This window comes from Globicatella sanguinis (assembly GCF_002847845.2).
Lineage (GTDB): Bacteria > Bacillota > Bacilli > Lactobacillales > Aerococcaceae > Globicatella > Globicatella sanguinis.
Genome location: NZ_CP126962.1, coordinates 2,496,651 through 2,521,584, shown reverse-complemented (window position 1 = coordinate 2,521,584; position 24,934 = coordinate 2,496,651). Strand labels below are relative to the sequence as shown.

At 34.7% G+C, this 24,934-nt stretch carries 26 protein-coding genes; 3 read left to right on the top strand and 23 right to left on the bottom strand.

From position 1 onward, the window contains the following. From CYJ72_RS11095 to CYJ72_RS11040, 12 genes are all read right to left on the bottom strand, one after another. Positions 1-444 (bottom strand): hypothetical protein, encoded by a 444-nt coding sequence (locus CYJ72_RS11095; RefSeq protein ID WP_284629857.1) that lies wholly within the window; start codon positions 442-444, stop codon positions 1-3. Positions 445-789: 345 nt separating this feature from the next. Further along, entirely contained in the window at positions 790-2,028 is a 1,239-nt protein-coding gene (locus CYJ72_RS11090; RefSeq protein WP_066127251.1) for an IS256 family transposase, read from the bottom strand. Positions 2,029-2,124: 96 nt separating this feature from the next. Beyond that, the gene (locus CYJ72_RS11085) at positions 2,125-2,592 is read right to left on the bottom strand and encodes a hypothetical protein (RefSeq protein WP_284629856.1); all 468 of its coding nucleotides are present in this window, start codon (positions 2,590-2,592) and stop codon (positions 2,125-2,127) included. A gap of 2 nt (positions 2,593-2,594) precedes the next feature. Further along, positions 2,595-3,071: a hypothetical protein gene (locus CYJ72_RS11080; protein WP_284629855.1), complete on the bottom strand. Its 477-nt coding sequence runs from the start codon at positions 3,069-3,071 to the stop codon at positions 2,595-2,597. A gap of 49 nt (positions 3,072-3,120) precedes the next feature. Beyond that, complete coding sequence (locus CYJ72_RS11075) at positions 3,121-3,402, bottom strand: hypothetical protein (RefSeq protein ID WP_284629854.1); 282 nt, start codon at positions 3,400-3,402, stop codon at positions 3,121-3,123. A gap of 271 nt (positions 3,403-3,673) precedes the next feature. After that, positions 3,674-3,850, bottom strand: a complete 177-nt coding sequence (locus CYJ72_RS11070; RefSeq protein WP_284629853.1) for a hypothetical protein — start codon at positions 3,848-3,850, stop codon at positions 3,674-3,676. Between the two features lie 341 nt (positions 3,851-4,191). Further along, positions 4,192-5,697 (bottom strand): DNA primase family protein, encoded by a 1,506-nt coding sequence (locus CYJ72_RS11065; RefSeq protein ID WP_284629852.1) that lies wholly within the window; start codon positions 5,695-5,697, stop codon positions 4,192-4,194. Positions 5,698-5,699: 2 nt separating this feature from the next. After that, positions 5,700-6,518, bottom strand: coding sequence for a primase alpha helix C-terminal domain-containing protein (locus CYJ72_RS11060; RefSeq protein WP_284629851.1), 819 nt, complete (start codon positions 6,516-6,518; stop codon positions 5,700-5,702). An 86-nt stretch (positions 6,519-6,604) separates the two neighbouring features. Further along, positions 6,605-7,036: a helix-turn-helix domain-containing protein gene (locus CYJ72_RS11055; protein WP_284629850.1), complete on the bottom strand. Its 432-nt coding sequence runs from the start codon at positions 7,034-7,036 to the stop codon at positions 6,605-6,607. Positions 7,037-7,156: 120 nt separating this feature from the next. Further along, a complete protein-coding gene (locus CYJ72_RS11050; protein WP_284629849.1) occupies positions 7,157-7,387 on the bottom strand; it encodes a hypothetical protein in 231 nt (76 codons plus the stop codon). 50 nt (positions 7,388-7,437) lie between these two features. Beyond that, positions 7,438-7,731 (bottom strand): helix-turn-helix domain-containing protein, encoded by a 294-nt coding sequence (locus CYJ72_RS11045; RefSeq protein WP_284629848.1) that lies wholly within the window; start codon positions 7,729-7,731, stop codon positions 7,438-7,440. Between the two features lie 159 nt (positions 7,732-7,890). Continuing rightward, complete coding sequence (locus CYJ72_RS11040; RefSeq protein WP_284629847.1) at positions 7,891-8,085, bottom strand: helix-turn-helix transcriptional regulator; 195 nt, start codon at positions 8,083-8,085, stop codon at positions 7,891-7,893. A 146-nt stretch (positions 8,086-8,231) separates the two neighbouring features. Between CYJ72_RS11040 and CYJ72_RS11035 the strand changes: the two genes are divergently transcribed. Next, a complete protein-coding gene (locus CYJ72_RS11035; RefSeq protein ID WP_284629846.1) occupies positions 8,232-9,047 on the top strand; it encodes a helix-turn-helix domain-containing protein in 816 nt (271 codons plus the stop codon). Between the two features lie 303 nt (positions 9,048-9,350). Here CYJ72_RS11035 and CYJ72_RS11025 read toward each other — a convergent pair whose 3' ends face one another. Together CYJ72_RS11025 and istA are read right to left on the bottom strand one after the other, a co-directional pair. Further along, entirely contained in the window at positions 9,351-10,091 is a 741-nt protein-coding gene (locus tag CYJ72_RS11025; protein WP_284628647.1) for an ATP-binding protein, read from the bottom strand. Further along, a complete protein-coding gene (gene istA / locus CYJ72_RS11020; RefSeq protein WP_284628645.1) occupies positions 10,084-11,637 on the bottom strand; it encodes an IS21 family transposase in 1,554 nt (517 codons plus the stop codon). Before istA ends, CYJ72_RS11025 begins: the two co-directional genes overlap by 8 nt. 214 nt (positions 11,638-11,851) lie before the next feature. Between istA and CYJ72_RS11015 the strand changes: the two genes are divergently transcribed. Then, positions 11,852-12,856 carry a tyrosine-type recombinase/integrase gene (locus CYJ72_RS11015; protein WP_284629845.1) on the top strand — a complete coding sequence of 335 codons (1,005 nt, stop codon included), beginning with the start codon at positions 11,852-11,854 and terminating at the stop codon, positions 12,854-12,856. Positions 12,857-12,938: 82 nt separating this feature from the next. On the opposite strand, the gene rpsD is transcribed toward CYJ72_RS11015, so the two are convergent. The 4 genes from rpsD to CYJ72_RS10995 form a co-directional block, all read right to left on the bottom strand. Then, a complete protein-coding gene (rpsD, locus tag CYJ72_RS11010) occupies positions 12,939-13,547 on the bottom strand; it encodes a 30S ribosomal protein S4 (RefSeq protein ID WP_066125221.1) in 609 nt (202 codons plus the stop codon). 312 nt (positions 13,548-13,859) lie between these two features. Beyond that, positions 13,860-14,552, bottom strand: coding sequence for a 5'-methylthioadenosine/adenosylhomocysteine nucleosidase (locus tag CYJ72_RS11005; RefSeq protein ID WP_284629844.1), 693 nt, complete (start codon positions 14,550-14,552; stop codon positions 13,860-13,862). A gap of 23 nt (positions 14,553-14,575) precedes the next feature. Next, on the bottom strand, positions 14,576-15,091 hold the full coding sequence (locus tag CYJ72_RS11000) for a hypothetical protein (RefSeq protein WP_284629843.1): 516 nt from the start codon (positions 15,089-15,091) through the stop codon (positions 14,576-14,578). An 18-nt stretch (positions 15,092-15,109) separates the two neighbouring features. Further along, positions 15,110-15,679, bottom strand: a complete 570-nt coding sequence (locus CYJ72_RS10995) for an NUDIX hydrolase (protein ID WP_284629842.1) — start codon at positions 15,677-15,679, stop codon at positions 15,110-15,112. A 280-nt stretch (positions 15,680-15,959) separates the two neighbouring features. Here CYJ72_RS10995 and CYJ72_RS10990 point away from each other — a divergent pair, with 280 nt between their 5' ends. Next, complete coding sequence (locus CYJ72_RS10990; RefSeq protein WP_284629705.1) at positions 15,960-16,922, top strand: IS30 family transposase; 963 nt, start codon at positions 15,960-15,962, stop codon at positions 16,920-16,922. A 521-nt stretch (positions 16,923-17,443) separates the two neighbouring features. Here CYJ72_RS10990 and CYJ72_RS10985 read toward each other — a convergent pair. The 5 genes from CYJ72_RS10985 to lpdA form a co-directional block, all read right to left on the bottom strand. Next, the gene (locus CYJ72_RS10985) at positions 17,444-19,198 is read right to left on the bottom strand and encodes an oligopeptide ABC transporter substrate-binding protein (protein ID WP_284629841.1); all 1,755 of its coding nucleotides are present in this window, start codon (positions 19,196-19,198) and stop codon (positions 17,444-17,446) included. A gap of 224 nt (positions 19,199-19,422) precedes the next feature. Continuing rightward, on the bottom strand, positions 19,423-21,174 hold the full coding sequence (locus CYJ72_RS10980) for an oligopeptide ABC transporter substrate-binding protein (RefSeq protein ID WP_101813316.1): 1,752 nt from the start codon (positions 21,172-21,174) through the stop codon (positions 19,423-19,425). A 668-nt stretch (positions 21,175-21,842) separates the two neighbouring features. Beyond that, on the bottom strand, positions 21,843-22,595 hold the full coding sequence (gene map, locus CYJ72_RS10975) for a type I methionyl aminopeptidase (RefSeq protein WP_101813317.1): 753 nt from the start codon (positions 22,593-22,595) through the stop codon (positions 21,843-21,845). A gap of 6 nt (positions 22,596-22,601) precedes the next feature. Continuing rightward, the gene (locus CYJ72_RS10970) at positions 22,602-23,387 is read right to left on the bottom strand and encodes an acyl-ACP thioesterase domain-containing protein (RefSeq protein WP_284629840.1); all 786 of its coding nucleotides are present in this window, start codon (positions 23,385-23,387) and stop codon (positions 22,602-22,604) included. A gap of 136 nt (positions 23,388-23,523) precedes the next feature. Then, positions 23,524-24,930 carry a dihydrolipoyl dehydrogenase gene (gene lpdA / locus CYJ72_RS10965; RefSeq protein WP_071409282.1) on the bottom strand — a complete coding sequence of 469 codons (1,407 nt, stop codon included), beginning with the start codon at positions 24,928-24,930 and terminating at the stop codon, positions 23,524-23,526. Between the last annotated feature and the right edge of the window lie 4 nt (positions 24,931-24,934).

Genomic DNA, 24,934 nt, shown 5'->3' with positions numbered 1-24,934 from the left:
TTACTTACTTAAATTCATTCCTGATAGCATATTTCTTAATGCATTATCAATCGTATTTTCCTCTTCTGATTTTACGTTATGCTTTTTGTTAATCGTATCTTTCAGTTCCTTTTCTTTTTTAGCTAATTCTTCTTGATATTCTTGTTCAGCTTTAAGTCGGTTATCTTCTTTGACTTTGTCCGAAAGTTGTTTCATGAAAGCTGCATCTTCAGATTGTTTCTTTTCTTCTCGTTGCTGTTGAAGCTTTCTCATTTTGTGATTATAGTCTTGTCTAGCTTGTTCCCACCGTTCAGCGCCAATACGGATTGCTTCGGTATCAATGCCATGAATACTGCTCTTTTGTAGGTTAAACTGTCTTTGTTCTAGTTCATTCATTTTGCTATATGCTTCAAATTCTTCTAATGCCTTTTTGCGTTCAATATCTGTTTCGTAAATTTCTTTCATGTTAATTTGCTCCTTTTTGTATATTTTATAACTATTAATTTACTTCTCGTTTTTTCCAATAAACTACTGAATATTCAATATTCAATTCACAAATAGTGTTAATATAATGATTTATCCTATATGAAACATCATTATATTTTTTTCTATACGTATCCAATACCGTGGTAGTGTCAAATATTTTGTGTAACCTGCATATTAAGATTGTAATATAATTAATAACTATTTATTGAATTTCACCTTGCCTTTTAGATGAATTATCATAACGACCAGTGAACTTGTACTTCCTCTCAACAAGATAATCCATCTAAAAGGCAAGGCCAGCAACCGAAGGGCGCTAGTTAAGCCTCACATGATACTTGAGGATTTTTCTGTTTCTCTTCTTAAGTTGAATTCATTAACCGGCCTTTTGAGATCTATCAGCAGTTGAAGTTCAAATGCAACCTTCCCAAAGCCTTTATGAATACGATTTGCGAACTTGGCATTATATTCTATGACATAACAATAGACTGTCTTTTCTAGGGACGCCTCATGTGGAAATTGTTCTTTAATTTTCGTTCGCTTCTTCAATTGCTTATTAAAGGCCTCGGATAGATTGTTTGTATAAAGTGATGGCCATATCTCTTTGGGAAAATGCATGAACGAGAAAAGGTTCTTTTTTCGTCTTAATTGTTCTACCAATTTTGGATAAGTCCCTTTCCAAGTCTGAATAAATTCATTAAGTAAGCGCGTGGCTTCTACGATACTACCAGCTTTAGGGACTTTTTTTAGCCCTTCTAATACTTCTTGACGATCTTTCACCCGTACTTTCATGGCGAAATGTCTCAGCAGATGAGTCCAACAGGTTTGATGAAGGGCCATTGGAAACTCATTGGTTAACGCTTCCGCTAAGCCTGTTAATTCGTCTGACACAAAGAGAAACACATTTTCGAGCCCTCTTTGTTTTAGGTCTTGTAGCATTTCACGATAGTGCAAGGAGGACTCTGTCGGATAGACTTGAAAATCGAGTATTTCTTTATAGCCTTGAGCATCAATTCCAATAATGGTATGGACAGCTTCTTTAGACACACTCCCACGTCTTACAGGGATAAAGGTGGCATCGCAATATAGACAAACATAGTCTTGCTTAATAGGGCGTTGTCGGTAAGCAGCTAACTCTTCTTCAAATGTTTTAGAAAGATGAGAGATAGTCGTTGGCGAATAGTGGTGACCATACATTTTTTCAATGAGGTCTGAGATATCGCGTGTTGTCACACCTTTTTGATACATTAAAATGATCATCTCTTCTAAGTGATTAGGGGCTTGTTGAAGACATTGAATCGTTTTAATATCAAACAGACCTAATCGATCTCTTGGTATTTTGAGCTGTAGCTTACCGTATTCTGTCGTTAATGTTCTGGAATAATAACCATTTCTTGAATTGCCGGTATTGTAGCCTTTCACTTCCCATTTCTCATAATTAAGAAAAACCGTTCTTTCGCTTTCAAGGAGTAGGTTAATAGCTTCTTCTAAAGCTTGACGAAATATTTCATGAACCGATTCACCTTGTGCTAGTGCTGTGATTAATTTTGTGTTAAAATCTTTCATGAGGGACCTCCTGTTTGTGATTGTTTTGTTGTTATTACAATCTTACAAAAAAGAGGTCTCTTTTTCCAGGGAGACTCCGAGGTTACACAAGATATTTTACGCTATGAATACCGTTTCAATTTCATCTAAAAAGGTTATTTTGTTAATTACCTTTTTTTCTTTTACTAAATCATGCTCATTCTTCAATTCTTCTAGCATGTAATCAGCCAACAGGTGACGTGCTTTTTTATCTAATTTTGAAACTTCTTTAACAGTTAATTGCATTTCTTCAGCAACCAGTGTGTTCGGTGCTGGTTTGCCACTATATCGTTTAGTTACCGAATAATAAAACTTAATCTCTCTACTTCTATATGGCTTAAATTTAGCTAATTTAACGTACTTTAACATCACCATTTTTCCAACTTCATTTGGTAGTTTCTTGATACACTTAGCTATTAGGTTGAACTCTTTCAAATCTTCTTCCGTTAACTCGTTTTTATGTTTAATAAAGTTACCAAAATTTCTAAAAGTTAAAGGTCCTACCCATACTTCTAAATTCCTGTCTTTTGAATGAACATTTTGCATGACTACACTCCAAACATTTCAAATAATTCTTCTTCCTGCTGATCTAATTTTTTTAATAACTCCTCAGAAGGTATAAATATATCTTCATTGGCTCCTTCTGCATTCGAGTTGAAATAATATTCAAGTTCAATCATCCAGTCACATGCTTTTTTTAGAAGGTCTAAATCGGCAAATAAATCAAGTCTAAGCTTATGTTGTTCATCAATGGTTAATTCTTCAGTTAGTGCCTTTAACCTACGTTTTAGCTTATTTATTTGAATCATTAAAGACTTTTCTTCACCAATGATTTCCATTACATGCCACATGACGGAAAAATTTAACTGATATGCTTCAGAATCAAGCAACCTACATGAGCATCCAACAAGTGAATGAGTTGCATAATAATTTGAGCTTACTACTTGAACCTTACGTTCCATTAATTCGATTGTTTTAGGCAAGGATAAGTACCATTTTAATTGATCTAATTGCCATTCTTCCAATTACTCACCCCTTTAGGACAACAGAAAATAGTTAGTATACTAATTTTTGCTATATTTTAAAGAATCTAATAAATACCGAAACATTATCATCATATTCCTTCATACTGATACTTGGGAGTTTAAAATTCCCTGAACCAATATAATATTCAAGCAATGGATCATGTTCCATATCCTCACACAACTCAGCCAAAATATCACTTACACTAAGTCCAATATCAAAATTTGTTGATAGAATTGATTTTGTGCTACTTTCATTATTAATTCTATATTTTGTGAATTCAATTTCTTCATTACCATTAGTTCTAGTTTTAACTTCATATGTCTTTCTCATATTGTATCCTCCTAATTATCAATCTAACTTATATTTTAAGTACCATCTTTATGTGGCTGGCTATCCCATCAACCACCCTTATAGCGTTGGCGAAAAGATGGAGTTTTACTAATCTTGATATAAATCTTCGTACATTAACATTATTGAAAAAACTACTGAATTATAATTTGAACAAGTATCAAATTTAAGGTCGATTACTTTAATAGCATTGTCGTTGATAAAATTATTCACTTCATTTTCAACAGTTTCCTTACCTACACTTTTGAATATTCTAATTTGCATAAAGCTCACCTTCTTTTAATTTTATTTTTTTGAAATATAACGTTACGCAATAACCATTTCTCTCAATGTACGTTGGTTGATACCCCTTCAAAAACTGAAAGTTCAACTCATGTAAAACTAAGGATGTAAGTGATTTTGAATCTTCTGAAATAATCTGTTTTTTCATTTTAACTCCAGCTGTGTTGCTTTTATTTTATTTGTTTCGTTACATATTAAGGCCATTTTGACCAATTGCAATATATTTGAGTGTTACACTTGTTTGTTACGGTTATTTTGAAATATTGTGTCACTATAAATCCAGTAGTATCAACCTTTTTGAGGTCTGTTACACTTGTTACGGTTATTTACCAAAACTTTTATTTTGATATATACTTGTATGTATATATATTATTATTTATTTAAAACTATAAAAAAGGTGTAACAAGTGTAACATTGTTCGGAAACGTTATATTGACAAGGTTTAACGTGTTTCGGTTCAGGTGTAACAATACGTAACACAACCGTAACTTATTCGCTTTTCACTAGTGAACGTATTGAACCTACATTTACTAATTCTTTCATTTCATACGGTAAGGTGCTTATGTAATCTTCATTAAATCTAGTGACTTTTTCTTCAAACGTGCCTTCGCTTAACTCGTTTAAATTTTTTAGCATCTCATTAACAAAACCGTAAGGAATGGTTGAATGGCGATTGTTATTTTCTTTAAGGTATTCAATAAAATCAGCTTTAATAAATTTAATCGGTACTCGTTCATAATAGGTGTAATTCTCTGCTAAATAACGTTCGATAACATAACTTCTGATAATATCATTTTTAACCTTGTAATTACTTATAGCCTCTTTAACTGCTTCTGGTTCAATAAACTTTTCAAATTCCATGTTGATTGCTTTATGCAGCACATACTCCAATACTTCCGTATCTTTTATATACTCGTCTTTTATTTTGGTGTTTTCTTTTTTGCCATTAAAATTAGCATTAAATGGAATGATAAGTAATCTTCTATACCAACCATTTGATTTATTACCCTTAACATTCGGCATCTCGTTGCCACTAAACAAACAGAACATTTTCAACTGGGCACTGTATATCGCACCATTTTTAATCTCAATAGAAATCGGATCACCAGTGGCTATGGACATTAAATCAGATACTGAATCAATTGGTATGCGACTTATGTCATCTCCGATATTACACGTTTTCCCGAGTAACATTGATTTTTTAAATTTGTTAGAATCTCCACCAAACTCTTCCATTTTTAATGTCGCAATATTGCTAAAACCTAATAGATTAATAATCAATTGTTGAAAGCTACCTTTACCTGAATTGCCTTCCCCTACTAGAAAACCAATCTTTTTTCTTGTATAATTAGGATTAATCGCTTCGTTTAATACCTGATAAAGTAATGTCACCATTTCCTCGTCACCTAGTACAAGTGATTTAAGCCAATCTTCAACGTTCCATCCGTCTATATCTTTTAGTTTGGCATCTGGATTATAATTTGTTTCAATTTTACTGGTAAAAATATATTTAGGATTAAACTCTAATAATTTTTTACTCTTAGTATTAAATATCCCATTACCTACTGGTATCAAATGCCTATGTTCATTTGGTTTTTCTAAAGGTACTTTTATACGGATAATTTCAATGACGTTTTTCCAATCGCTGGGGAGTGATTGAAACTCAATGCTATTAGTCAACTGGTTGATTAAATTAACGCTAGAATCGTAAATACCGGTATCTGGATTGAAAACATAAAGCATACTATAATCCCTTGAAGTACCAATCAATTTGAAATACCATTCCCTTTGTAAAGTATCAGCGATTAAACTTGGTGGGAATTTCTCATATCTATCTTTATCTCGCATAGTATAAGATAAGGCTGCTAATTTACGTTTTAACTCTTCAACTGATTTAGGTTTTTGTGCTTTTATATTTATTGGCTCAACTTTATTTACTTTAGCTACTAATTCCTTAAGTTCTTCTGGCATTTCCCGATTGCTTATTTGTTCCAATCCTATCCACCTCTTTTCAACTCCTTATTCAAAATACTTTTAAATATCGTGTTTAACTCTTCACTATCAAGGGCTGGCTTTACAAAATTTTCATTTATCAACCATAACCATTGATAAGCAATATTTGGATCCATTCCTAAATATAAAAACTTGCCAATCTGCTTAGTTAACCACACATTCCGATTACCTTCACTAACCCCTGCCATTATTTCTTCCAAAACAATGGCTGTATATTTTTTATTTCCATTATGAGTGAAGTCTACATTAATCTTCTTTTCCTCCATCTTAAACGCTGCAAGGCAATCATCAACACTTAACATGATGCCTTTATTTTTGATAATCATTGATTCGTTTGTATATGGTGTAATAACAGGTAGACCCATTAATTGAGAAAATTTTTCGCCTTGTTTATCGTATTCTAGGCCAATTAATTTCCCTACATTCCTAACAAGAAGTAGATTCTCTTCTTCGTTATACTCACGATCAAGACCTATCACTAGTCGATACCTGAATCGTTTGTCTCCCTTTTTATTAAAACAATGTATAGTAGGATAAAGTATATAAGTGATGCCTTCTAATTCTGACTGTATCTTTGAAATAAACTCTTCGTAAGATAAATCTAAATTTTCATAATCAAAAGTTAGAACTTCTTTATACAATAAATTACTATCATTTCTTTTATTGTTAAGTAACTCTCCCGTCAAAAAATACTGAGATTGATTCACTTTATATAAATCTCTATCATCATAATGACTAATATCAACATATTCTGGTTTATAATTAAATAAAAACTCCATTGGCTCTATGTCAATAGGTGTCATACTTGCCGTCCTTACACCTGAACAAGTGTAAATCATGCTATCACCTCATTCCATTGAAAATGTTCATCATAACTTCCTAAAGTCACTTATTCCCTTAACTCCATTAGTTCCAACTCATCACGCAAGAGAGAAAGAAACGTACTGATTTTATCTATTTCTCGATTAACTGTATATGCAAGTGCTATTAGATTTTCTGATTCAATGTCATCTGATGCACTTGAAAAAACTTTTTCATTTACATTCTGAATTTCAGTTACATAGTCCAATATAGCTTTCGTTAAATTTTTTGATCTAATTATGTTAAATTCAAGATTATCCGATACTGTTTCACCAAGAAAAATTTCGTCTATATTTAGTCCATAATAATCAGCCAAATATTGAAGGATGTCATTATCAATATCAGAAGAATCTTTCTCTAATTTAATTAATAAATCACTATAAATTCCTGTATTTTCTGAAACTTCTTCGATTGTAAGCCCGATGTTAGTTCTTGCTTTTTTTAATGTAATTTGCTTCATCTGTATTGCCTCATTTCATATTTTTGTGTTAAAATGAGAATAGTTATCCATTCAAAATAACTATTCCTAGCATTTGAGAGATGGCCGTCTTTCGAATGCTTTTTTATTTGTTCAACTTTTTTAGTTCTGTTCAATAAGACCTGCATGTTCAATCGAAACTTCAATAAGCGTGCTAATTTTTTCAATACTACGGCTAACTTCAAACATTAATAGATTCAGTTCATTTAGTCGTTTTTCAGCATTCCTCTGCTTTTCAACTGCTACCTTTTGCTTTTCAATATCAGAACAATAATCCCTTGCTGTCAGTAATAGTTGCTTTATTACATAAGCATCTAAATCTAAATCCTTCATATCCATTTCCTCTTTTCACTTCGTTTTAATTCACTTGGTCGTGGTTATTTTTAATACTTTAATGTTTCTAAAAATTCTTCTACATCACGCATATCAAACATAATTTCTCGCCCTTTGTTGAACGATTTAAGGCCATTCTTAACCCAATCATCAATTACCAGTGGACTACATTGGAAATACTTTGCCAATTGCTTTTTATTTAAATAACGGCGATTGACCGTTATATTCTTAGTAACATCATCAACTGCTTTACTCGCGATACTTAAATACACTTGATAAATCTGTTGTTCGATTTCCTTTGGTAAAATTACCTGTAATTGTGGCTGTTCTACTCCTTCCAACATTCAATATCACCTCTTTCTTCTTCGATTCGTCCATACATTAGCATGTAGCAGTAATTCGTACGATCAAATTGGTCTACGATAAGGCTATAAATTTTAAAAAAAGATATTAATACAATTACTATAAAAAATATGGCTTTAAAATTCTTCTTTTTCTTCATATTATTCTTCTCCTGCTAGCAACTCATCTACCATTACCCCTAAAGCACTAGCTATTTTATAAATAGTAAGAGCAGAAGGGTTTGTTCGCTCATAATATATTTGTGTTAATGTTGATTTTGCTAATCCAGTCATCTCACTTAATTCAGCAACCGTAAGTTTTCGCTTAGCTAAAATCACACGCAAATTATTTTTCATTTCATTCACCACCTTTGATATTGTTTGGTATTGCAATACCTTACGATAACTTTACTACAAAAAAATATCTTTGTCAACAATTAAATATTGTTTAGTATTGTAAAACATTATCGTTTCGCATATAATTTATATATGGAGGTGATATTTTGGCTGAATTAGATGAAAAACAAAAAAAAGAATTTGGAGAGCGTGTTCGTTCAATAAGGATTGAATTGGGAGTTAATCAAGAAAAATTTGGAGAATACTTTAAAAAAAACGATGATCCAAATGATAAAGAAGGAATAGCAAACAAGGCTGTTGTTTCTGCATGGGAAAGAGGAGTTTCGGTTCCCACGATTGATAGATTAAAAATAATAGCTGATTTAGGTAACATGACTGTAAACGAGTTATTATATGGTTATAAAGATGAAATAATGTCTTTCGATACTGCAGAAGAGTTTCATGAGTTTAGGAACCTTATTATTAAAACTATTAATGCAAGAGAAGTTTCTAATGATACAAAAAGTTTTATAAATAATAAAATTACTCTCATTGATTTATTAAAGAAAGATATTGAATCAATGGAATTAGAAATTGAAAAAAACAGCTATTCACTATCAAAAGGTGAACTTAGTCCTGAAGAAGCAGTTAGTATAAATGGGTCATTAGGTGCCGCTATTCATCATTTTGAAGAAAAAATTAAAGAATTAGAATCTAATCCTAAGTACGAATTTTATATTTATAAAAATGTCATTTATGTGTTAGTTAATAAAAAAGATTTAACTGTTTCTGATATAAATTTTGATGTATCTCAATATGATAATCTTATTATTGAGATTGATAATAAGGAAGTTGACAACTTGCATAATCTCACAAAAGAAAAACTAATTAATGTTATCCATCTTAATCACGATTGGAATACCAACATAAAATTGACTTATGACGCATGGTTTAAAGTTACCGACAATCCACAAAGTATATAATTAATATAATTTACCTTTCAAAACTTCACTTGGTCGTGGATACGAAAGGAAAAATTAAAATGATTAAAGAATATAAGAAGAAATCTGATAACAAAGCATATTACATGTATACATGTTATCTTGGTACTGATCCAATAACTGGAAAGCAAGTATTTGCTACAAAAAGAGGCTTTTGTTTATTCCGCGCTCTCAAGCCCACCTATACGCAGCATCAAGTCCGGCTGTAGCCAATTCAAGGCAATGAGTCCACGCTTCAAGGCAAGAGAGTAGCCATACTCATGGAGCATGGCTATGAATGAAGTTTTATTCTTGGTTGGCAAAATGTTCACGCATATTCAATTGTCCAGCATCTAACCACACCGAGTTATGAACAATTCGGTCCATAATCGCATCAGCATGAACCCCACCACCTAGTCGTTGATGCCAGTCGCTCTTCCTAAATTGAGTGCAGAAGATAGTTGAACCTGATTGATAACGTTTCTCAGTGATTTCAAAGATAAACTTTAAATCCTCGTCTGATAAGTCTTCTAACAACCATTCATCCAAGATAAGCAGGCCATAGTTCGAATATTTAGTAATCAGTTTTTTCATACCACTGGGTTTAAGCGTGGCTTCATCGCGTTCGACCAGAAGGTCAGGAAGTCGGATATAACGGGTTCGAACTTCTAACTTACAAGCCTCTTTACCTAGAGCGCAGGCTAAATATGTTTTCCCAGAGCCTGTGAATCCTTGAAAAACGACATTTCTATACCGATGAAGATAATTTCCTCTAGCCAGTTCTTGAATCACTTGTTGTTTAAGTTCTCGCTTCTCGTAGTAGATGGAGGTGACATCAGCTTCAGGCAAGCGGAAATTAGCCCGTTTGATCAATCCATGGACTTTCTTGTTATATTTCTCTTGATAGAGATAATCAATCGCTAATTGGAGTCGTTCATCAAAGGTCAGGGTGAGTGAATCATTCTCCAGTTCCTGCATTTCTAGCGCACTCACTAGCGGTTCTAAATCAAGCTGTCTCAACTTACGGATACTTTCACTGTTAATCATGATCTTCACCTCCGTAATAGGCTGCTCCTCTAACAAAGCCCATTGGCGGCTCGGGTTTGTGGTTCTCTTCGGATTGAGCTTGAACTGGATTGGTTAAGATGGCGTAGAGATGACGATATCTAGGGGAATGAATTCGCTCTAAGGCGATGTGACAAGCCGTTTCAAGGTCTTCATTCGAAAAAGATTGACTTAATTTGAGAATGGATTGACTGGGTTGGTAGCCTCGTTCTTTTAATGGTACTGTTTCAAAGACTCTTTGAATCACCTTGTGTGTGAAGGGTCCGATTGCTCTGGCTTGATTCAACAGCAAGGTATCATTCACTTGAGGACGATTGAATTGTTCGGGCAAATGCTCAGGGCTTGTCGAGAATTGATATTCTAAATAGCTTGGGAAGCGCTTATGAGTCGCGATACGTTCTTGATTGTAATAAACCTCAAGGAGACGATCTGTCACGCGTAAATCCACCTGTTTGCGAACATATTGGTAAGGGCAGGAATAGTTATTCTTTTGGAAAGTAATGTGACAGTCTAGTTTTACTTTGCGACCATAGACCCATTCTGCCACTTCATACGGTACCAACGGCAAGGGGCGCAAGGTTGGGTGTTCAACGGTTTCAAAAATTTGTTTGCGACTTCCTTCTCGTTTTTGGAACGGTGTTGCATTAAAGAGTGTGATACGTGTCATGATAGCGTCATTGAGTTCGTCAAGACGAGTAAAGATTTCATTTCTCAAAGGAGCAATAACTGCCATCGCAGTTTGATTGACGCCTCCTTCAACGGCAGCCTTTTGTTTAGGTTTCTTTACGCCCGTCGGCATAATCGCCATGACATAATGATCAGCTAAACCTTCATACTGGGCATTCAAAATAATATCGCCTTCTTTAGGATGTGAGATAACCCCCGTCTTTAGATTATCACTAATCAGGCGAATGGTTGTACCGCCCAGAAAATTAAAGAGGTTAACATGGCAACGAATCCAAGTATCACTGGTCATATCGAGGGTTCCTTCAACGTAAGTATATTGACTATAAGGTAGAACAGCCACAAAGAGATGCACTTCAATAAAGGCCCCGCTTTCAGGGTCTAAGAGTTGCATTGTCGCTCCAGCCCAATCCACTTGAGTAGAAACTCCAGGTTTATGTTTTAAGTGATTAGTGAGCTTATATTGGTCAATATGCTTATTGTAGTCTTCACAAAACTTACTGTATCCAACTGCAATGCTTTTCTGCTTCTTACATTCATCGACATACTCAGTCCACAACAACTTCAGTGTGACACCTACACGCTTAAGTTCCTCTTGCACATAATCGTAATCAGGCAAGGTATAGAGCGCCTCTGATTGGTGCTTGGAGGGAAAGAATTTTTGATAAACTTCTTGTTCAGATATGTTTTGGATATCTGCGTAAGTTAAATCTAACTCATCCGCACGTCGAAAGACTTCGCTGACAGAATCACGCCCGACTCTTTTTGGCTTAGCAATCATGTTTCTCGAGAGCCCTTGCTCTCTGAGTTCCATAATCAACTTGACCGGTATTTTTCTAGCCATTAAAAACAGCCTCCTTTTAGAATATTTTGAAGACGATGTCTTCAAAATAACTATACCTAAAAGAAAGGCCAAGGTGGACTCCAAACGTGGATTGATTGCCTTGATGTGCGGATTCGGGGTTAAAACAGGGGGTGCCTAGGGGATGCCTTGAATTGGCTACAGCCTGCCTTGAAAGCGTGGAATAATCAGCTTTAAAACACAACGTGAAGCAATAATGGCTCAACGCCTAGCCATTGCAAATTATCACCAGCATGGCAAAAATACCGATAGCAATCTAACTGTAATGGATGCCTATGAAGGCTGGTATGAACAATATCGACTTACAGTTAGGGAAAGTTCATTGAATGTTGTTACTTCAATCGTTAAAAAAGGAATATTAGAAAAATACGGTAAAATGAAGTTATCAAAATTCACGATTAGAACAGCGCAGAAGATAGTTAATGATTGGTATGATAAATATGCTACCTATCGCAAATACTATTGTTATATGACGCAAATTTTCGATTATGCGGTGGTTAGTGGTGCGATTAAAGATAATCCGTTCAAGCATGTAAAATTGCCTAAATCAAAACCAGATACTACCAATGAAGAAGATTTGTATTACACAAAAGAAGAATTAATTGAGTTCTTGAAGCTAGTTGAAGATGACATAATGTATTATGCTATTTTTAGAATTTTGGCCTTCACAGGCATCAGAAAAGGCGAATTAATGGCCTTACAATACAAGGATATTGATTTTAAAAACAAAACACTATCAGTAAATAAAACCGTTGCTTATGGTATGAAACAACGTGTGCTTATTCAAGAACCTAAAACTAAAAAAAGCCTACGAGTTATAAGCCTAGATGATAATACTATCAAGGCTATAAAACGCTGGCAACTAGAACAAAGAAAAGAATTATTTAGATTTGGCCACAATTCGAATAATGAAGATCAGTTTTTATTTACTAACCCAGTCAATAATGAGTTACTATCTAAAATGACAATCAATCACCGTTTGAAATCAATTTGTGAAGCTAATAAATTTAAATGTATTAAACTACATGGATTCCGTCATACAGCATGCTCTCTTATGTTTGAAGCTGGTTTTAATATGCAAGAAATCCAAAATAGACTTGGGCATAGTTCACTTGAAATCACAACAAAAGTGTATGCTCATTTCACTAAAAAACAAGAAGAAAATATGGCTCAAAAATTTGCTAATTACGTTAACTTTTAGCAATTGCTTTATCATTTCTTTATCAAAGGCATAAAAAAAGACCCTGAAAGCCTGATATAATAGACTTTCGGGGTATATAATATTAACCTAATTTGTTATAGTATTCAACAACGAATGATTCGTCGATTTCAGCCGATAACTCAGCACGTTGTGGTAAACGTGTTAAAGTACCTTCTAATTTGTCTGCATCAAATGAAACAAATTCTAAACGGCTAACAGTATTTTCTAAATTTTCTTTAACTAAAGCTAAATCTTGTGAAGATTCTTTTAATCCAATTACTTGACCTGGTGTTACTAAGTAAGATGGAATATCAACACGTTTGCCATCAACAGTCACGTGACCATGGTTTACTAATTGACGAGCTTGACGACGAGTGTTAGCAAAACCTAAACGGTAAACTAAGTTGTCTAAACGAGTTTCAAGTAATGACATGAAGTTTTCACCATGTTTACCTTCTTTAATTTTACCTGCTTTTTTGAATAAAGTGTAGAATTGACGTTCAGACATGCCGTACATATGACGTAATTTTTGTTTTTCTTGTAATTGTAAACCATATTCAGAAATTTTCTTTCTTTGGTTACCGTGTTGACCTGGTGCATAGTTACGTTTTGCGATTTCTTTACCAGTTTCAGTTAAAGAAATACCTAAACGACGAGATAATCTCCATGTTGGACCTGTATATCTTGACATTATAAATTCCTCCAATTTTGTTCTTTTGGAGTAAAATAATCCTTTTGAAAAATCGAATGCGTGCATTTCAACTTCAATTTTCGCCTTTGCAGCCGCGGTTACTCATTGACCTAATAAGGGTTGAACTGTTGACGCGCTTTCTTTTTTCACGCTGCATTATTTTACACAAGTGTTATTGTATCATAAATAGTAACTAGTTTGCAATGCTTGATCAGCAAAATATTTTAAATTTATCAAGTTTATGCCCAGCCTCACCGCACGTTTAATGAATCCGCACTAATTTTGATTAAATTTATTAAAATTTGCATTACTTTATTCAATATTAATGACTAAATTCATCACGATTTGGGCGGAAGCTTTACCTGCTACTACCACAAATTCATCAAATGAAATAGCCGCTTCATCGTCACCAGCATCACTGATTGCACGAATGATGACAAATGGCACTTTCATCACATGTGCGGTTTGGGCGATAGCAGTAGATTCCATTTCACAAGCTTTTGCTTTTGGAAAATCAGTGGCAATTTGCTCCACTTTTTCATGGCTATTAATAAATTGATCACCGGAAACAATTTGCCCGAAAACAGGTTCAATTTCTAATTGACGACAAACCTCTTTGGCTAACTGGCTATATTGTAAATCCGGATAATACAATGCTGGCATACCAGCCATTTGACCTTTTTCATATCCAAAACCGGTAACATCGACATCATGATAAGTTAAACTATCCGCTATCACAATATCCCCAACCTTCAAGCCTTTATGCACACCACCAGCCGTACCGGTATTAATAATTAAATCTACATTAAACTGTTGAACCAATAAGACCGTTGTAATAGTTGCGTTGACTTTTCCAATACCTGATTGAACTAAAATCACTTCTCGATTTTCTAAATAACCATGATAAAAAGTTACTTGATGATAGGTAATTTCTTTTAATTTTGACAAATTTGCTTTAATAAGGCGAATTTCTTCTTCCATCGCGCCAATAATTCCAATTCTCATCTGTTTACTCCCTCAAAAATAATTTAGCCTAAAAATGCAATTAATAATACAGCTAACAATAATACGCCAACAATAATGATACCATTGGTTAAAAATTGATCGATTTTCGCATGGTATTTGGCTCTCTTTCCCCTAATTTCTGAATTATCTTGTGCTAATTCATCAGAATAATGCGTGTTGTTTGATGAGGCAATCGGTTCATAACCTTCTTCTTGATAATACACTTGATACTGATCATCTTGCTCCATCGAAGGATTAGTATAAAGCTGGTCATTATCTTCGCCATAAGCTGGACCCATATAATGATTACCTATATATAAATCATCATTATTATCTGGATAATGATGATTCTGTCTTAAAGAGTCACCATCCAAAGTTTGATTGCTATTTTCCCAATCTTGTTGATGATAATTTTCAGAAAAATCCCAATCGTTCTCATCTGACACATTTTGATACAGTTGTTCAGAATATTCATTCGCTCGGGGTGAAGAATGTTCTTCGTTGTTACTATTTTGTTGTTGCTTGCGTTTAAAAAACATGTTGATCACTTCCATTTGTTATTGTGCTAACCAATATTGTAAAGCATAAAGTGTTTTAACATCGACTATTTTGCCTTGTGATATCATTTGACGAATTTCAGCTTTAGTAAACTCGTGTACTGTCACATTTTCATTTTCATCCTGTGGTTGTGGATTTTCAACTTTGGTTAAACCTGTTGCATGAAATAAAGTAATCTTTTCATCTAAATATCCTGGTGATACATAAAAAGAATTAACTTCTTGCCACTGCTCTGCTTGATAGCCAGTTTCTTCTTCTAATTCTCTTTTTGCTCCGTCAATTGCTTGTTCTAATGATTCCGATTGGAAATCTAATATTCCGGCTGGAATTTCATAGATGTCTGCTACAACCGCTGGTCTGAATTGTTTCACTAAGACCACTTTATCTTCATCGGTTGCCAAAATACACACAGCTGGCAAATGATGAATGATTTCGCGTTCAACAATAGCGCCATTTTCTAACTTTAATTGATTAACATAAAGTTGTAGTATGTGTCCATCAAAAATTTGTTCTGATGAAATTAATCGAGGATCATTTAAGCTATTTATTTTATTTTTATCAAATCGCATGAGACATTCTCCATTCATTATCATTAGTTTCACTTTAACTAATTTTTTCGTAGGTTGCAACTAAACTCAATAAATTACACAAAAAAGCTGATTATTATTCATAATTTCGTATAAAATGACCGCTACTTTCCTTATATGACTTATTTTTAAGTATCGATAATCTTAATTCTATCATATGGTTTTTATTTCTTGGATAGTAAAATTAAGCTAGAAAAATAAATAGGCCATTTGTATGGTATCCTAAACATAAAATCACATGCTAAGGAAGGAGTACACACAAATGGCTTATACACATCTTACCATGAAAGAATTGATTTGGATAGAAAATTATTACGATAGCGGTAAAAAAGTAACGGATATCGCTAAAAAATTAAATCGGGCCATCCAAACCATTTATAACGTCGTTAATTTTCTTAAAAATAGTGGTAATATTCAGGAATACTACGATCAATATAAAGAGAATAAATCACGCTGTGGTGCCAAAAAGAAGGTCTTTAACACTAAACAAATCACATATATTAAGAAAAAAGTGGACCAGGGGTGGTCTCCTGACGTCATCATTGGTCGGAATGAACTCCCATTAGGATGTACAGCTCGAACACTTTATCGTCGTTTTAAAGACTCGGAACTCTTTGATCCCTCAACTTTACCGATGAAAGGTAAGAGAAAACCTAATGGGTATCAGGAAAAAAGAGGTAAACAACACTTTAGACGCACCATCGAAGATCGTCAAAAAGAAAATCCACAATATGAGAAAGAATTTGGACATCTAGAAGGTGACACTATTGTCGGAAAAGACCATAAGAGTGCAGTCCTAACACTGGTCGAAAGAATCAGTAAACTCATCATCCCGATAAAAATTAACAGTCGCAAAGCAAGTGATGTGCGAATCGCTTGTGATAACTGGTTTGCTTATTTACCGAGAAATATATTTAAATCCATTACGTTTGATTGTGGAAAAGAATTTTCTGATTGGCAAGCCATTTCAAATGTCAATGACATCAATATTTACTTTGCTGATCCCGGTTGTCCGTCACAGCGAGGTTTAAATGAACACTCTAATGGACTTCTTCGAAGAGATGGGTTATCTAAGGGGATGGATTTTACTGATATATCGCAGAAAACACTCAGCCAAACAGCCCATTTCCGCAATGAAATTCCACGAAAATCATTAGGTTATCGAACGCCAATTGAAGTTTTTATCGATTGTTGTAAGGAACTTGGATGGCTAGATGCTTTCTAATGCACACAATGTGTTTGTTAAGGCAGTGAATCCATTACGTACGGCACCTGATTGTTAGAGCTTGACTTGGTGCCTAGCCCGGCATGATGATTTGGGGATGCTTTTTGGGTCTCCTACCCAAATCCTTTCCCCAACTCGCTATCCGCGAGTATCATACCGGAGCATCCAAGTAAAGCTCTAACGATTTAATGCATCAATCTGACTCACTACACCTGCCACAAATTTAACTATGTGAAAAACTTAAAGTCAGTAGCTAATTTATACTTGAACTTTCGAACAAACATTTAAATTATCAATTAGACCAAAAGCCAACGTATTATGTGTTAGGTAAAAATTCTAGCTTAATTTGACAATCAAAATTTCATCGATATTTGATAATAATGTGATACAAAATTTAAATTGATAAAAAATATTTATTCGTCACCGATTTATACGATTCAATCACAATACAACAAGATAAAAAATACAAAAGACCAGACAGAATTATTTTCTGTCCAGTCTTCAAACTCATTGATTCACTATTAATATGGATTTTCTGATGTTAACGTCACATCATACCATGGTGTATCTGCACCAATTTGAATATCATAGCCTTTAACACGATTATTAACCGCTACTACTGAATAACGATATAATGTTGGCATAAGTGGTAATTCCTCCATAAAGTATGCTTGCCAATCATTGAAAGCTTTTTTACGGAATTCTTCATCGAATGATTCATCAGAATTAATTGCTTCTAATAACTTATCATTTTCTTCTGTTGCCCAACGTGGGAAGTTAAATGAAGCATTACGTCCAAATAGTCCTGTTGGGTTTGGATCGCCACCTGTACCCCATGCCCCTTGGAAGATTTGGATTTTTGGATCATCTGCTTTAAGAGCATCGTAGAATGAATTAAATTCCATTAATTGGCCGTCAACTAATTGGACATTAATACCAATTTCAGCCCAAGCTTGCATGTAGTACTCAGCTAATGGTTGAGCTGTTTCGCCACCAGTCATGGAAGCAAATCCTAATGTAAATGGTTCACCATTTTTATCTTCGATAAAGCCATCACCGTCTGCATCTGTATAACCTGCATCCGCTAAGATTTGTTTAGCTTTTTCTGGGTCATAGTTGTATCCTTCAATTTCATCATTGAAGTAAGCTGTAAAGTTAGGTGTTACTGGTGAAGTTGCTCTCCAACGTAAACCATGGTAGAATCTTTCACCAATTGCATCGTTATCAATCGCATAAGCCATTGCTTGACGAATTGCTTTATCTGCTACTACGACAGAATCATCAGGGACTACTTCATCGTTTTCAAATGTTCCTAATTTAAAGCCAATATAAGTATAACTATTACCAATTGTTCCTAAAACTTGGAAGTTTTCAGCATCTTTATAAGTTTCATATTGGTCAGCAGGTAACTCAGCAATATCATAGTTACCTGCTTGCATTTCAGCGACTGAAGTTGATGAGTTAACCACTTCAACTTGAACTCCGTCTAATTTTGGACGGCCTTTCCAGTAATATTCATTCGCTTCTAAAGTAACAGCTTCACCTGGAATGATCGATGTAACTTTAAATGGACCATATCCTACTGGTTTTTGGCGTACTGGCTCTGAATCTAACATATCTTTCACTTCGATACCTTCGAAGACATGTTTTGGTTGAATGTAGCTTGAAATCCCACCACCTGCTTGAAGCATTGAATTAGGGAAGTTTTCATAAGTAACTTTTAAGGTGTGATCATCTACGCGTTCTAAACCACTGATTTCTTCTGACTTACCTTCATGGTAATCTTTCATACCTACGACATTTTCAAAATCTTCACCATAACGAATACCTTGATAGTCTGGGTGACCGACTACATAATAAGGGAAGATAACATCATCAATCGTTAAATCTTCACCATCATCCCATTTTTGTCCTTCAGGAATGGTAATCGTTACTTGTTTATTTTCAACATCAAAATCAATTTTAGCAAAACCAGAATCATCAATGGTAAAGTTTTCATCATAACCATATAATCCTTCATCGAAGAATCCGATAATAGACCCATCTGGTGCGCCATCATAAAACATTGAGTTTAATACACCGGCGAAAGGAGATTCAGAAACTAAAGCATAACGTAAAACGCCACCTTCAATTGACTCCTCATTATTTTCAAAAGTCGTATTCAATTGTACATTCGTTTGAGCAGAAACAAACGGTACCATTGAATTAGCTGCGATTGAACTAATTGCTAAAGCAGAAGCTCCTACAGCAAAAGTTTTTGTTAAAGATTTTTTCATACTATCCCTCCAAAATAAGTAAAATAATCTTACAATTTTAATGATAGCGTAACTTTATGATAAAATCAAGAAATTTAATTAGAGGTTTCCAACCATTTTAATAGTATTATTATTTTTAATAGGAGCCTTTTTCAAAAAATTGCTCAATACACTTAGAAAGTAAGAAAATAACTCATAAAAAAATAGAGGACTCTTACGAGTCCCCTGTTGGAGGCAACATTATGTTAATATGGTGCGTCTGCTGTAAGAGCTACGTCAACCCAAGTTAAATCTGATCCGACCTTGACATCGTAGTTTTTAACACGGTTGTTAACCCCTACCACACGATATCTGAATAATGTTGGGATCACTGGTAATTCTTCCATGAAGTAAGCTTGCCAATCATTGAAAGCTTGTTTACGGAATTCATCATCAAATGAATCATCAGAGTTGATAGCTGCTAATAACTTATCATTCTCTTCCGTAGCCCAACGAGTGTAGTTAAATGATGCAGTACGTCCGTATAATCCAGTTGGGTTTGGATCACCACCGGTTCCCCATGCGCCTTGGTAAACTTGAATTTTTGGATCATCTGCTTTAAGAGCATCATAGAATGAGTTAAATTCCATTAATTGCCCATCAACTAATTGAACATCGATACCCACTTCTGCCCAAGCTTGCATGTAGTATTCTGCTAATGGTTGTGCAGTTTCGCCACCAGACATTGAAGCAAATCCTAAAGTGAATGGTTCACCATTTTTATCTTCAATGAAGCCATCACCATCTGCATCAGTATAACCTGCATCAGCTAAGATTTGTTTTGCTTTTTCTGGGTCATAAGTATATCCAGGTAATTCAGCATTATAGTAATCTTTAAAGTTTGGTGTAATTGGCGCATTTGCTCTCCAACGTAACCCTTGGTAGAATCTTTCACCGATAGCATCATTATCAACTGCATAGGCCATTGCTTGACGAATTGCTTTATCTGCTACTACCAATGATTCATCAGGAACGTTTTCGCCATCTTCTAATTTTCCTAACTTAAATCCAATATAAGTATAAGCATTTTGCACGTCCCCTAAGACCGTAAAGTTTTCAGAATCTTTATATGAGTCATAAGAGTCGGCTGGTAAAGAAGCAATATCGTAATTACCTGCTTGCATTTCAGCAACAGCTGTTGCTTGGTTAACTACTTCTAATTGAACTCCGTCTAATTTTGGACGACCTCTCCAATAATATTCGTTCGCTTCATAGGTAACAGCTTCACCTGGTGTAATAGAAGTTACTCGGAAAGGACCGAAACCAACTGGTTTAGTACGTACTGGTTCTGAGTCTAGTAATTCACCAACCGGAATGTCTTTAAAGACATGTTCTGGTTCAATATAAGATGATACCCCACCACCGGCTTGTAGCATTGAGTTAGGAAATTGGTTATAAGTCACTTTTAATGTGTAATCATCCACGCGTTCTAAACCGCTAATTTCTTCAGCTGTACCTTCATGATACTCTTTCATTCCCACAACGTTTTCAAAATCTTCGCCATAACGAATACCTTGATAGTCTGGGTGACCTACTACATAATATGGCCAAATAACATCATCGATTGTTAAGTCTTCGCCATCGTCCCATTTTTGACCTTCTGGAATAGTGATGGTAACTTGTTTGTTCTCTACGTCAAAATCAACTTTAGCAAAACCAGAATCATCGATGGTAAAGTTTTCATCATAACCATACAATCCTTCGTTAAATAGGTCAATAATCGTTGCGTCTGGGTTACCTTCATATAGCATTTTATTTAACACACCTGAAAATGGATCCCCTACTAATGCATAACGTAAAGTACCACCTTCAATTTCTTCAGCATCATTTTTTATAGCTGTTTCTAATTCAACGTTCGATTGCGCAGAAACAAGGGTAAGTGAAGAATTAGCAACAACAGAGCCAAGTGTTAATGCCGATAATGTTAAACCGGCAAGTTTTCTTAAAGAATTTCTCATAATGTTCCCTCCAAAAATTAATAAATAAAACTTTATACTGTTATATTAACCGACGCAAACGATAAAAGCAAGCTTAAAGTTAAAAATAAATTAAAAAAATGTGAAAATACGTATTTTTCAACGTTTTTTTATTGATGAAAGCTTATTAATTCAATACTTTTCTAATTTTCTCATTATTTCATTTTATTAATGATACTTCTAATCTATTTCTCATTATACTTATCATAATTAATTTTTTAAAAAAAGCTGGATAAAATTTAAATGAACATCCTTGTTAAATAAACAAGAAGCATTCATTAAACTTTACCCAGTCTCAACTTGCCTTATACCATCGTTGATTGACCCAAAACAAGTATTTATTTAAAATGGCATGATTCCCACTAAAATCCAATGGATAATTGGATTTAAAGCGTAATTCTAAAATTTTTGCTGCTTTTGATTCGCTCCATCAATATTCCACTAGCTAAAACTAATATTGGGAGTGGAACAGAAGTAGAGTCTGTCCACCCACGCAAAATGGAGTTGGCCGTAAACAAGTCATTAAGACGAAATTTGATGCCACTTAAGCAATGTGTTATTAATTAACGAACCCTAACTTGACTGAATTTATCAAGTTGATGCCTAACCTCTTTTTAAAGAATCTTATTTTATTGAAATTTCATTGACTCTTAGTCAGGTTGTTGCGTTAACAATACGGGACCATCCGCTGTAATGACTAAAGAATGTTCATATTGCGCACAATAACCGCCATCGCGCGTACGGGCTGTCCATCCATTATTATCCATTTTCATTTTCCAAGTACCGGTCGTAATCATCGGTTCAATGGTAATGGTCATCCCTTCTTTTAGTCGAAGACCTTTTCCAGGTAAGCCATAGTGTGGAACTTGTGGATCTTCATGAATCGTTGGACCAATACCATGACCAATAAAATCACGCACGACCCCAAAGCCTTCCCCTTCCGCATACGATTGAATAGCATGCCCGATATCCCCAATGCGATTACCAACTTTAGCTTGGGCAATCCCACGATACATTGCTTCTTTCGTCACTTCCATTAAGCGTTGATGCTCGTCACTAATTTCTCCTACAGCATAACACCAACAACTATCTGAAATAGCACCATCCAAATCGACACAGAAGTCTACTTTAACAATGTCGCCTGATTTTAATTTATAATTTGAAGGGAAGCCATGACAAATTTCATCATTTACACTTGTACAAGTTGCGAATTCGTACCCTTCATAACCAATTTGAGCTGCTACTGCGCCGGCTCCTTCAATTTTTGCTTGAACAAACTTATCTATTTCAGCCGTCGTTACACCTGGTTTAATGAAATCTCTTAGTGCAACATGAATGGAAGCTAGTAACTCTCCAGATTTTTTCATTGCTTCGATTTCACGTTCTGATTTTAATGTAATCATTTATGTTTATTTCTCCTTCTTCCATGTCATTCTTATATGACACGCTTCTTTATCCAATGTTTTATTATATATGATTTGGTCCGTTTGTACAAATTCATTTGGTTTTGATTGGTAATTTAGCAATTTCGGCTCATGTCCCCATAAGACTTCATTGCCAAATTTAACTTCTACAATGGTTAATTCATGACCTGATGCTGATAAACGCTCTCTTATTGCATTATAAGCCCATCGCAAGTAGACTAAGTTACTAACATGTTGATTGCCATCAATATCACTTGGTAGAATTTCCAAGTCCTTTTCACTTACTTTTTGCGCATTTTCAGGTACTTTTAATCGGCTAAAATTCACTTTAACTTCGGCGTTTAAATCTAACAATTCAGGTAATGTTTCATAATTCAGTCTCACCATCTTACGTGAAGTAAAATCAATCGCTGCAAATTGAAAAAATAAAATCATTAATTCTATATCGTCAGCTTCCACCACAAATTGACGTGTGATGAAAAAACGATTGGCCTCTATCACATGGGTACTTATTTTAATTTCTTGATTAATCTCTGGCCATTGATGAATCACCATCCGATTTTGGGTAATAACCCATGTTTGCTGATCATTAATGATATACTCATCCGCATTTAGTGTCTGTTTGACTGCTTGATCATGAGCATCCGATGTCGTTAACACTAGCTTTAATACTTTGGTCAAATCCGCTTGTTTTGAGCCAGGATACAAGGCTGCTTGTTCTGATAGTAGATACGTGTTGCTATAGGGTTTGGTATATTGCTTAAGACTCATGTTTTTTCACCTCGATACAAGTATTATAACGCTCTTTCAATAATTTTGACAAATTTGTTTAAAATTATTTATTAAATGATACTGGCAATATAAAAAGCCGAGAAATAAATCTCGGCTTGCAATCTTCTTTAAATGATTAAATATGGATTGGGTGACCTAAAGCTAATTCAGCTGCATCCATAACAGTTTCTGCTAATGATGGATGTGAGTGAATGGTTAATGCTAAATCTTCGGCATTTAATCCACCTTCAACCGCAAGTGTTAATTCAGCGATTAAATCAGAAGCGTTAGCCCCTGCTACTTGTGCGCCAACTAAAACATTATCTTCTTTAGTTGTTACTAAACGAACAAATCCGCTAGTTGCGTTTAGTGATAACGCACGTCCATTACCTGCTAATGGGAATTTAGAAGCTTTCACGTCTAAACCAGCTTCTTTAGCTTGTTCCACTGTATAACCCACTGAAGCTAATTCTGGATCAGTGAAACATACTGCTGGCATAGCAACGTAATCAACGGCACTTGGTTGTCCACTGATAGCTTCCGCCGCTACTTTTGCTTCGTAAGAAGCTTTATGCGCTAAAGCAGCACCAGGAACAGCGTCTCCAATTGCAAAGATATTATCTTTATTGGTACGTCCTTGTTTATCAACGTTAATTAAACCACGTTCACCAATCACAACACCCGCAACTTCTAAACCACAGTTATCAGTATTTGGACGACGTCCTACAGTTACTAAACAGTAGTCAGCTTCCACTTTATGTTGTTTACCGCCTACTTCATAAGTAACCGTTACACGATCGCCATTAATTTCAGAGTTTAAAGCCATTGCGTTGGTAATAACGTCAACACCTTTTTTCTTGAACTCTGATTCAACTAATTGAACCATGTCTTTTTCAAATGTCGGAATAATTTGGTTTGATCCTTCTAAAATAGTAATTTTCGTACCAAAGTTTGCAAAGGCACCTGCTAATTCAGAACCGATGTATCCACCGCCGATAACCACCATTTCTTTAGGAATTTCAGTTAATGCTAACGCACCTGTTGAATCAATCACACGTTCACTGAATTTAAATCCTTTAATTTCGATTGGGCGGCTACCTGTTGCTACAATCGCATTTTTGAATGTATATGTTTGTGCGGAATCGCCATTGATAACACGTAAAGTATGATCATCAACAAAGAAAGCTTCTCCTTCAATGATTTCAACTTTATTTTTCTTAAGTAACATACGGATACCGCCAGTTAATTTACCAACAACTTCTTTATCTTTCCATTCTTGAGTACGTTTGAAATCAACGGTAATATCTTTCGCCATTACACCAAAGAAATCTCCGTGTAAAGCATTATGATAAGTATGTCCTGCACTGATTAATGCTTTTGAAGGAATACATCCTACGTTTAAACAAGTACCACCAATGTAATCTTTTTCAATGATGGCTACTTTTTGTCCTAATTGAGAAGCACGAATGGCAGCAACATATCCACCAGGGCCAGATCCAATTACGACTGTTTCTAATTCAATTTCGAAATCTCCAACTACCATAATT

Excerpts from the sequence above, each read along its gene's own strand:
- CYJ72_RS11095 (WP_284629857.1), bottom strand. The coding sequence starts at position 444 with ATGAAAGAAATTTACGAAACAGATATTGAACGCAAAAAGGCATTAGAA.
- CYJ72_RS11090 (WP_066127251.1), bottom strand. The coding sequence starts at position 2,028 with ATGAAAGATTTTAACACAAAATTAATCACAGCACTAGCACAAGGTGAA.
- CYJ72_RS11085 (WP_284629856.1), bottom strand. The coding sequence starts at position 2,592 with ATGCAAAATGTTCATTCAAAAGACAGGAATTTAGAAGTATGGGTAGGA.
- CYJ72_RS11075 (WP_284629854.1), bottom strand. The coding sequence starts at position 3,402 with ATGAGAAAGACATATGAAGTTAAAACTAGAACTAATGGTAATGAAGAA.
- CYJ72_RS11070 (WP_284629853.1), bottom strand. The coding sequence starts at position 3,850 with ATGAAAAAACAGATTATTTCAGAAGATTCAAAATCACTTACATCCTTA.
- CYJ72_RS11060 (WP_284629851.1), bottom strand. The coding sequence starts at position 6,518 with ATGACACCTATTGACATAGAGCCAATGGAGTTTTTATTTAATTATAAA.
- CYJ72_RS11055 (WP_284629850.1), bottom strand. The coding sequence starts at position 7,036 with ATGAAGCAAATTACATTAAAAAAAGCAAGAACTAACATCGGGCTTACA.
- CYJ72_RS11050 (WP_284629849.1), bottom strand. The coding sequence starts at position 7,387 with ATGAAGGATTTAGATTTAGATGCTTATGTAATAAAGCAACTATTACTG.
- CYJ72_RS11045 (WP_284629848.1), bottom strand. The coding sequence starts at position 7,731 with ATGTTGGAAGGAGTAGAACAGCCACAATTACAGGTAATTTTACCAAAG.
- CYJ72_RS11040 (WP_284629847.1), bottom strand. The coding sequence starts at position 8,085 with ATGAAAAATAATTTGCGTGTGATTTTAGCTAAGCGAAAACTTACGGTT.
- CYJ72_RS11025 (WP_284628647.1), bottom strand. The coding sequence starts at position 10,091 with ATGATTAACAGTGAAAGTATCCGTAAGTTGAGACAGCTTGATTTAGAA.
- istA (WP_284628645.1), bottom strand. The coding sequence starts at position 11,637 with ATGGCTAGAAAAATACCGGTCAAGTTGATTATGGAACTCAGAGAGCAA.
- CYJ72_RS11015 (WP_284629845.1), top strand. The coding sequence starts at position 11,852 with ATGGCTCAACGCCTAGCCATTGCAAATTATCACCAGCATGGCAAAAAT.
- rpsD (WP_066125221.1), bottom strand. The coding sequence starts at position 13,547 with ATGTCAAGATATACAGGTCCAACATGGAGATTATCTCGTCGTTTAGGT.
- CYJ72_RS11005 (WP_284629844.1), bottom strand. The coding sequence starts at position 14,552 with ATGAGAATTGGAATTATTGGCGCGATGGAAGAAGAAATTCGCCTTATT.
- CYJ72_RS11000 (WP_284629843.1), bottom strand. The coding sequence starts at position 15,091 with ATGTTTTTTAAACGCAAGCAACAACAAAATAGTAACAACGAAGAACAT.
- CYJ72_RS10995 (WP_284629842.1), bottom strand. The coding sequence starts at position 15,679 with ATGCGATTTGATAAAAATAAAATAAATAGCTTAAATGATCCTCGATTA.
- CYJ72_RS10990 (WP_284629705.1), top strand. The coding sequence starts at position 15,960 with ATGGCTTATACACATCTTACCATGAAAGAATTGATTTGGATAGAAAAT.
- CYJ72_RS10985 (WP_284629841.1), bottom strand. The coding sequence starts at position 19,198 with ATGAAAAAATCTTTAACAAAAACTTTTGCTGTAGGAGCTTCTGCTTTA.
- CYJ72_RS10980 (WP_101813316.1), bottom strand. The coding sequence starts at position 21,174 with ATGAGAAATTCTTTAAGAAAACTTGCCGGTTTAACATTATCGGCATTA.
- map (WP_101813317.1), bottom strand. The coding sequence starts at position 22,595 with ATGATTACATTAAAATCAGAACGTGAAATCGAAGCAATGAAAAAATCT.
- CYJ72_RS10970 (WP_284629840.1), bottom strand. The coding sequence starts at position 23,387 with ATGAGTCTTAAGCAATATACCAAACCCTATAGCAACACGTATCTACTA.
- lpdA (WP_071409282.1), bottom strand. The coding sequence starts at position 24,930 with ATGGTAGTTGGAGATTTCGAAATTGAATTAGAAACAGTCGTAATTGGA.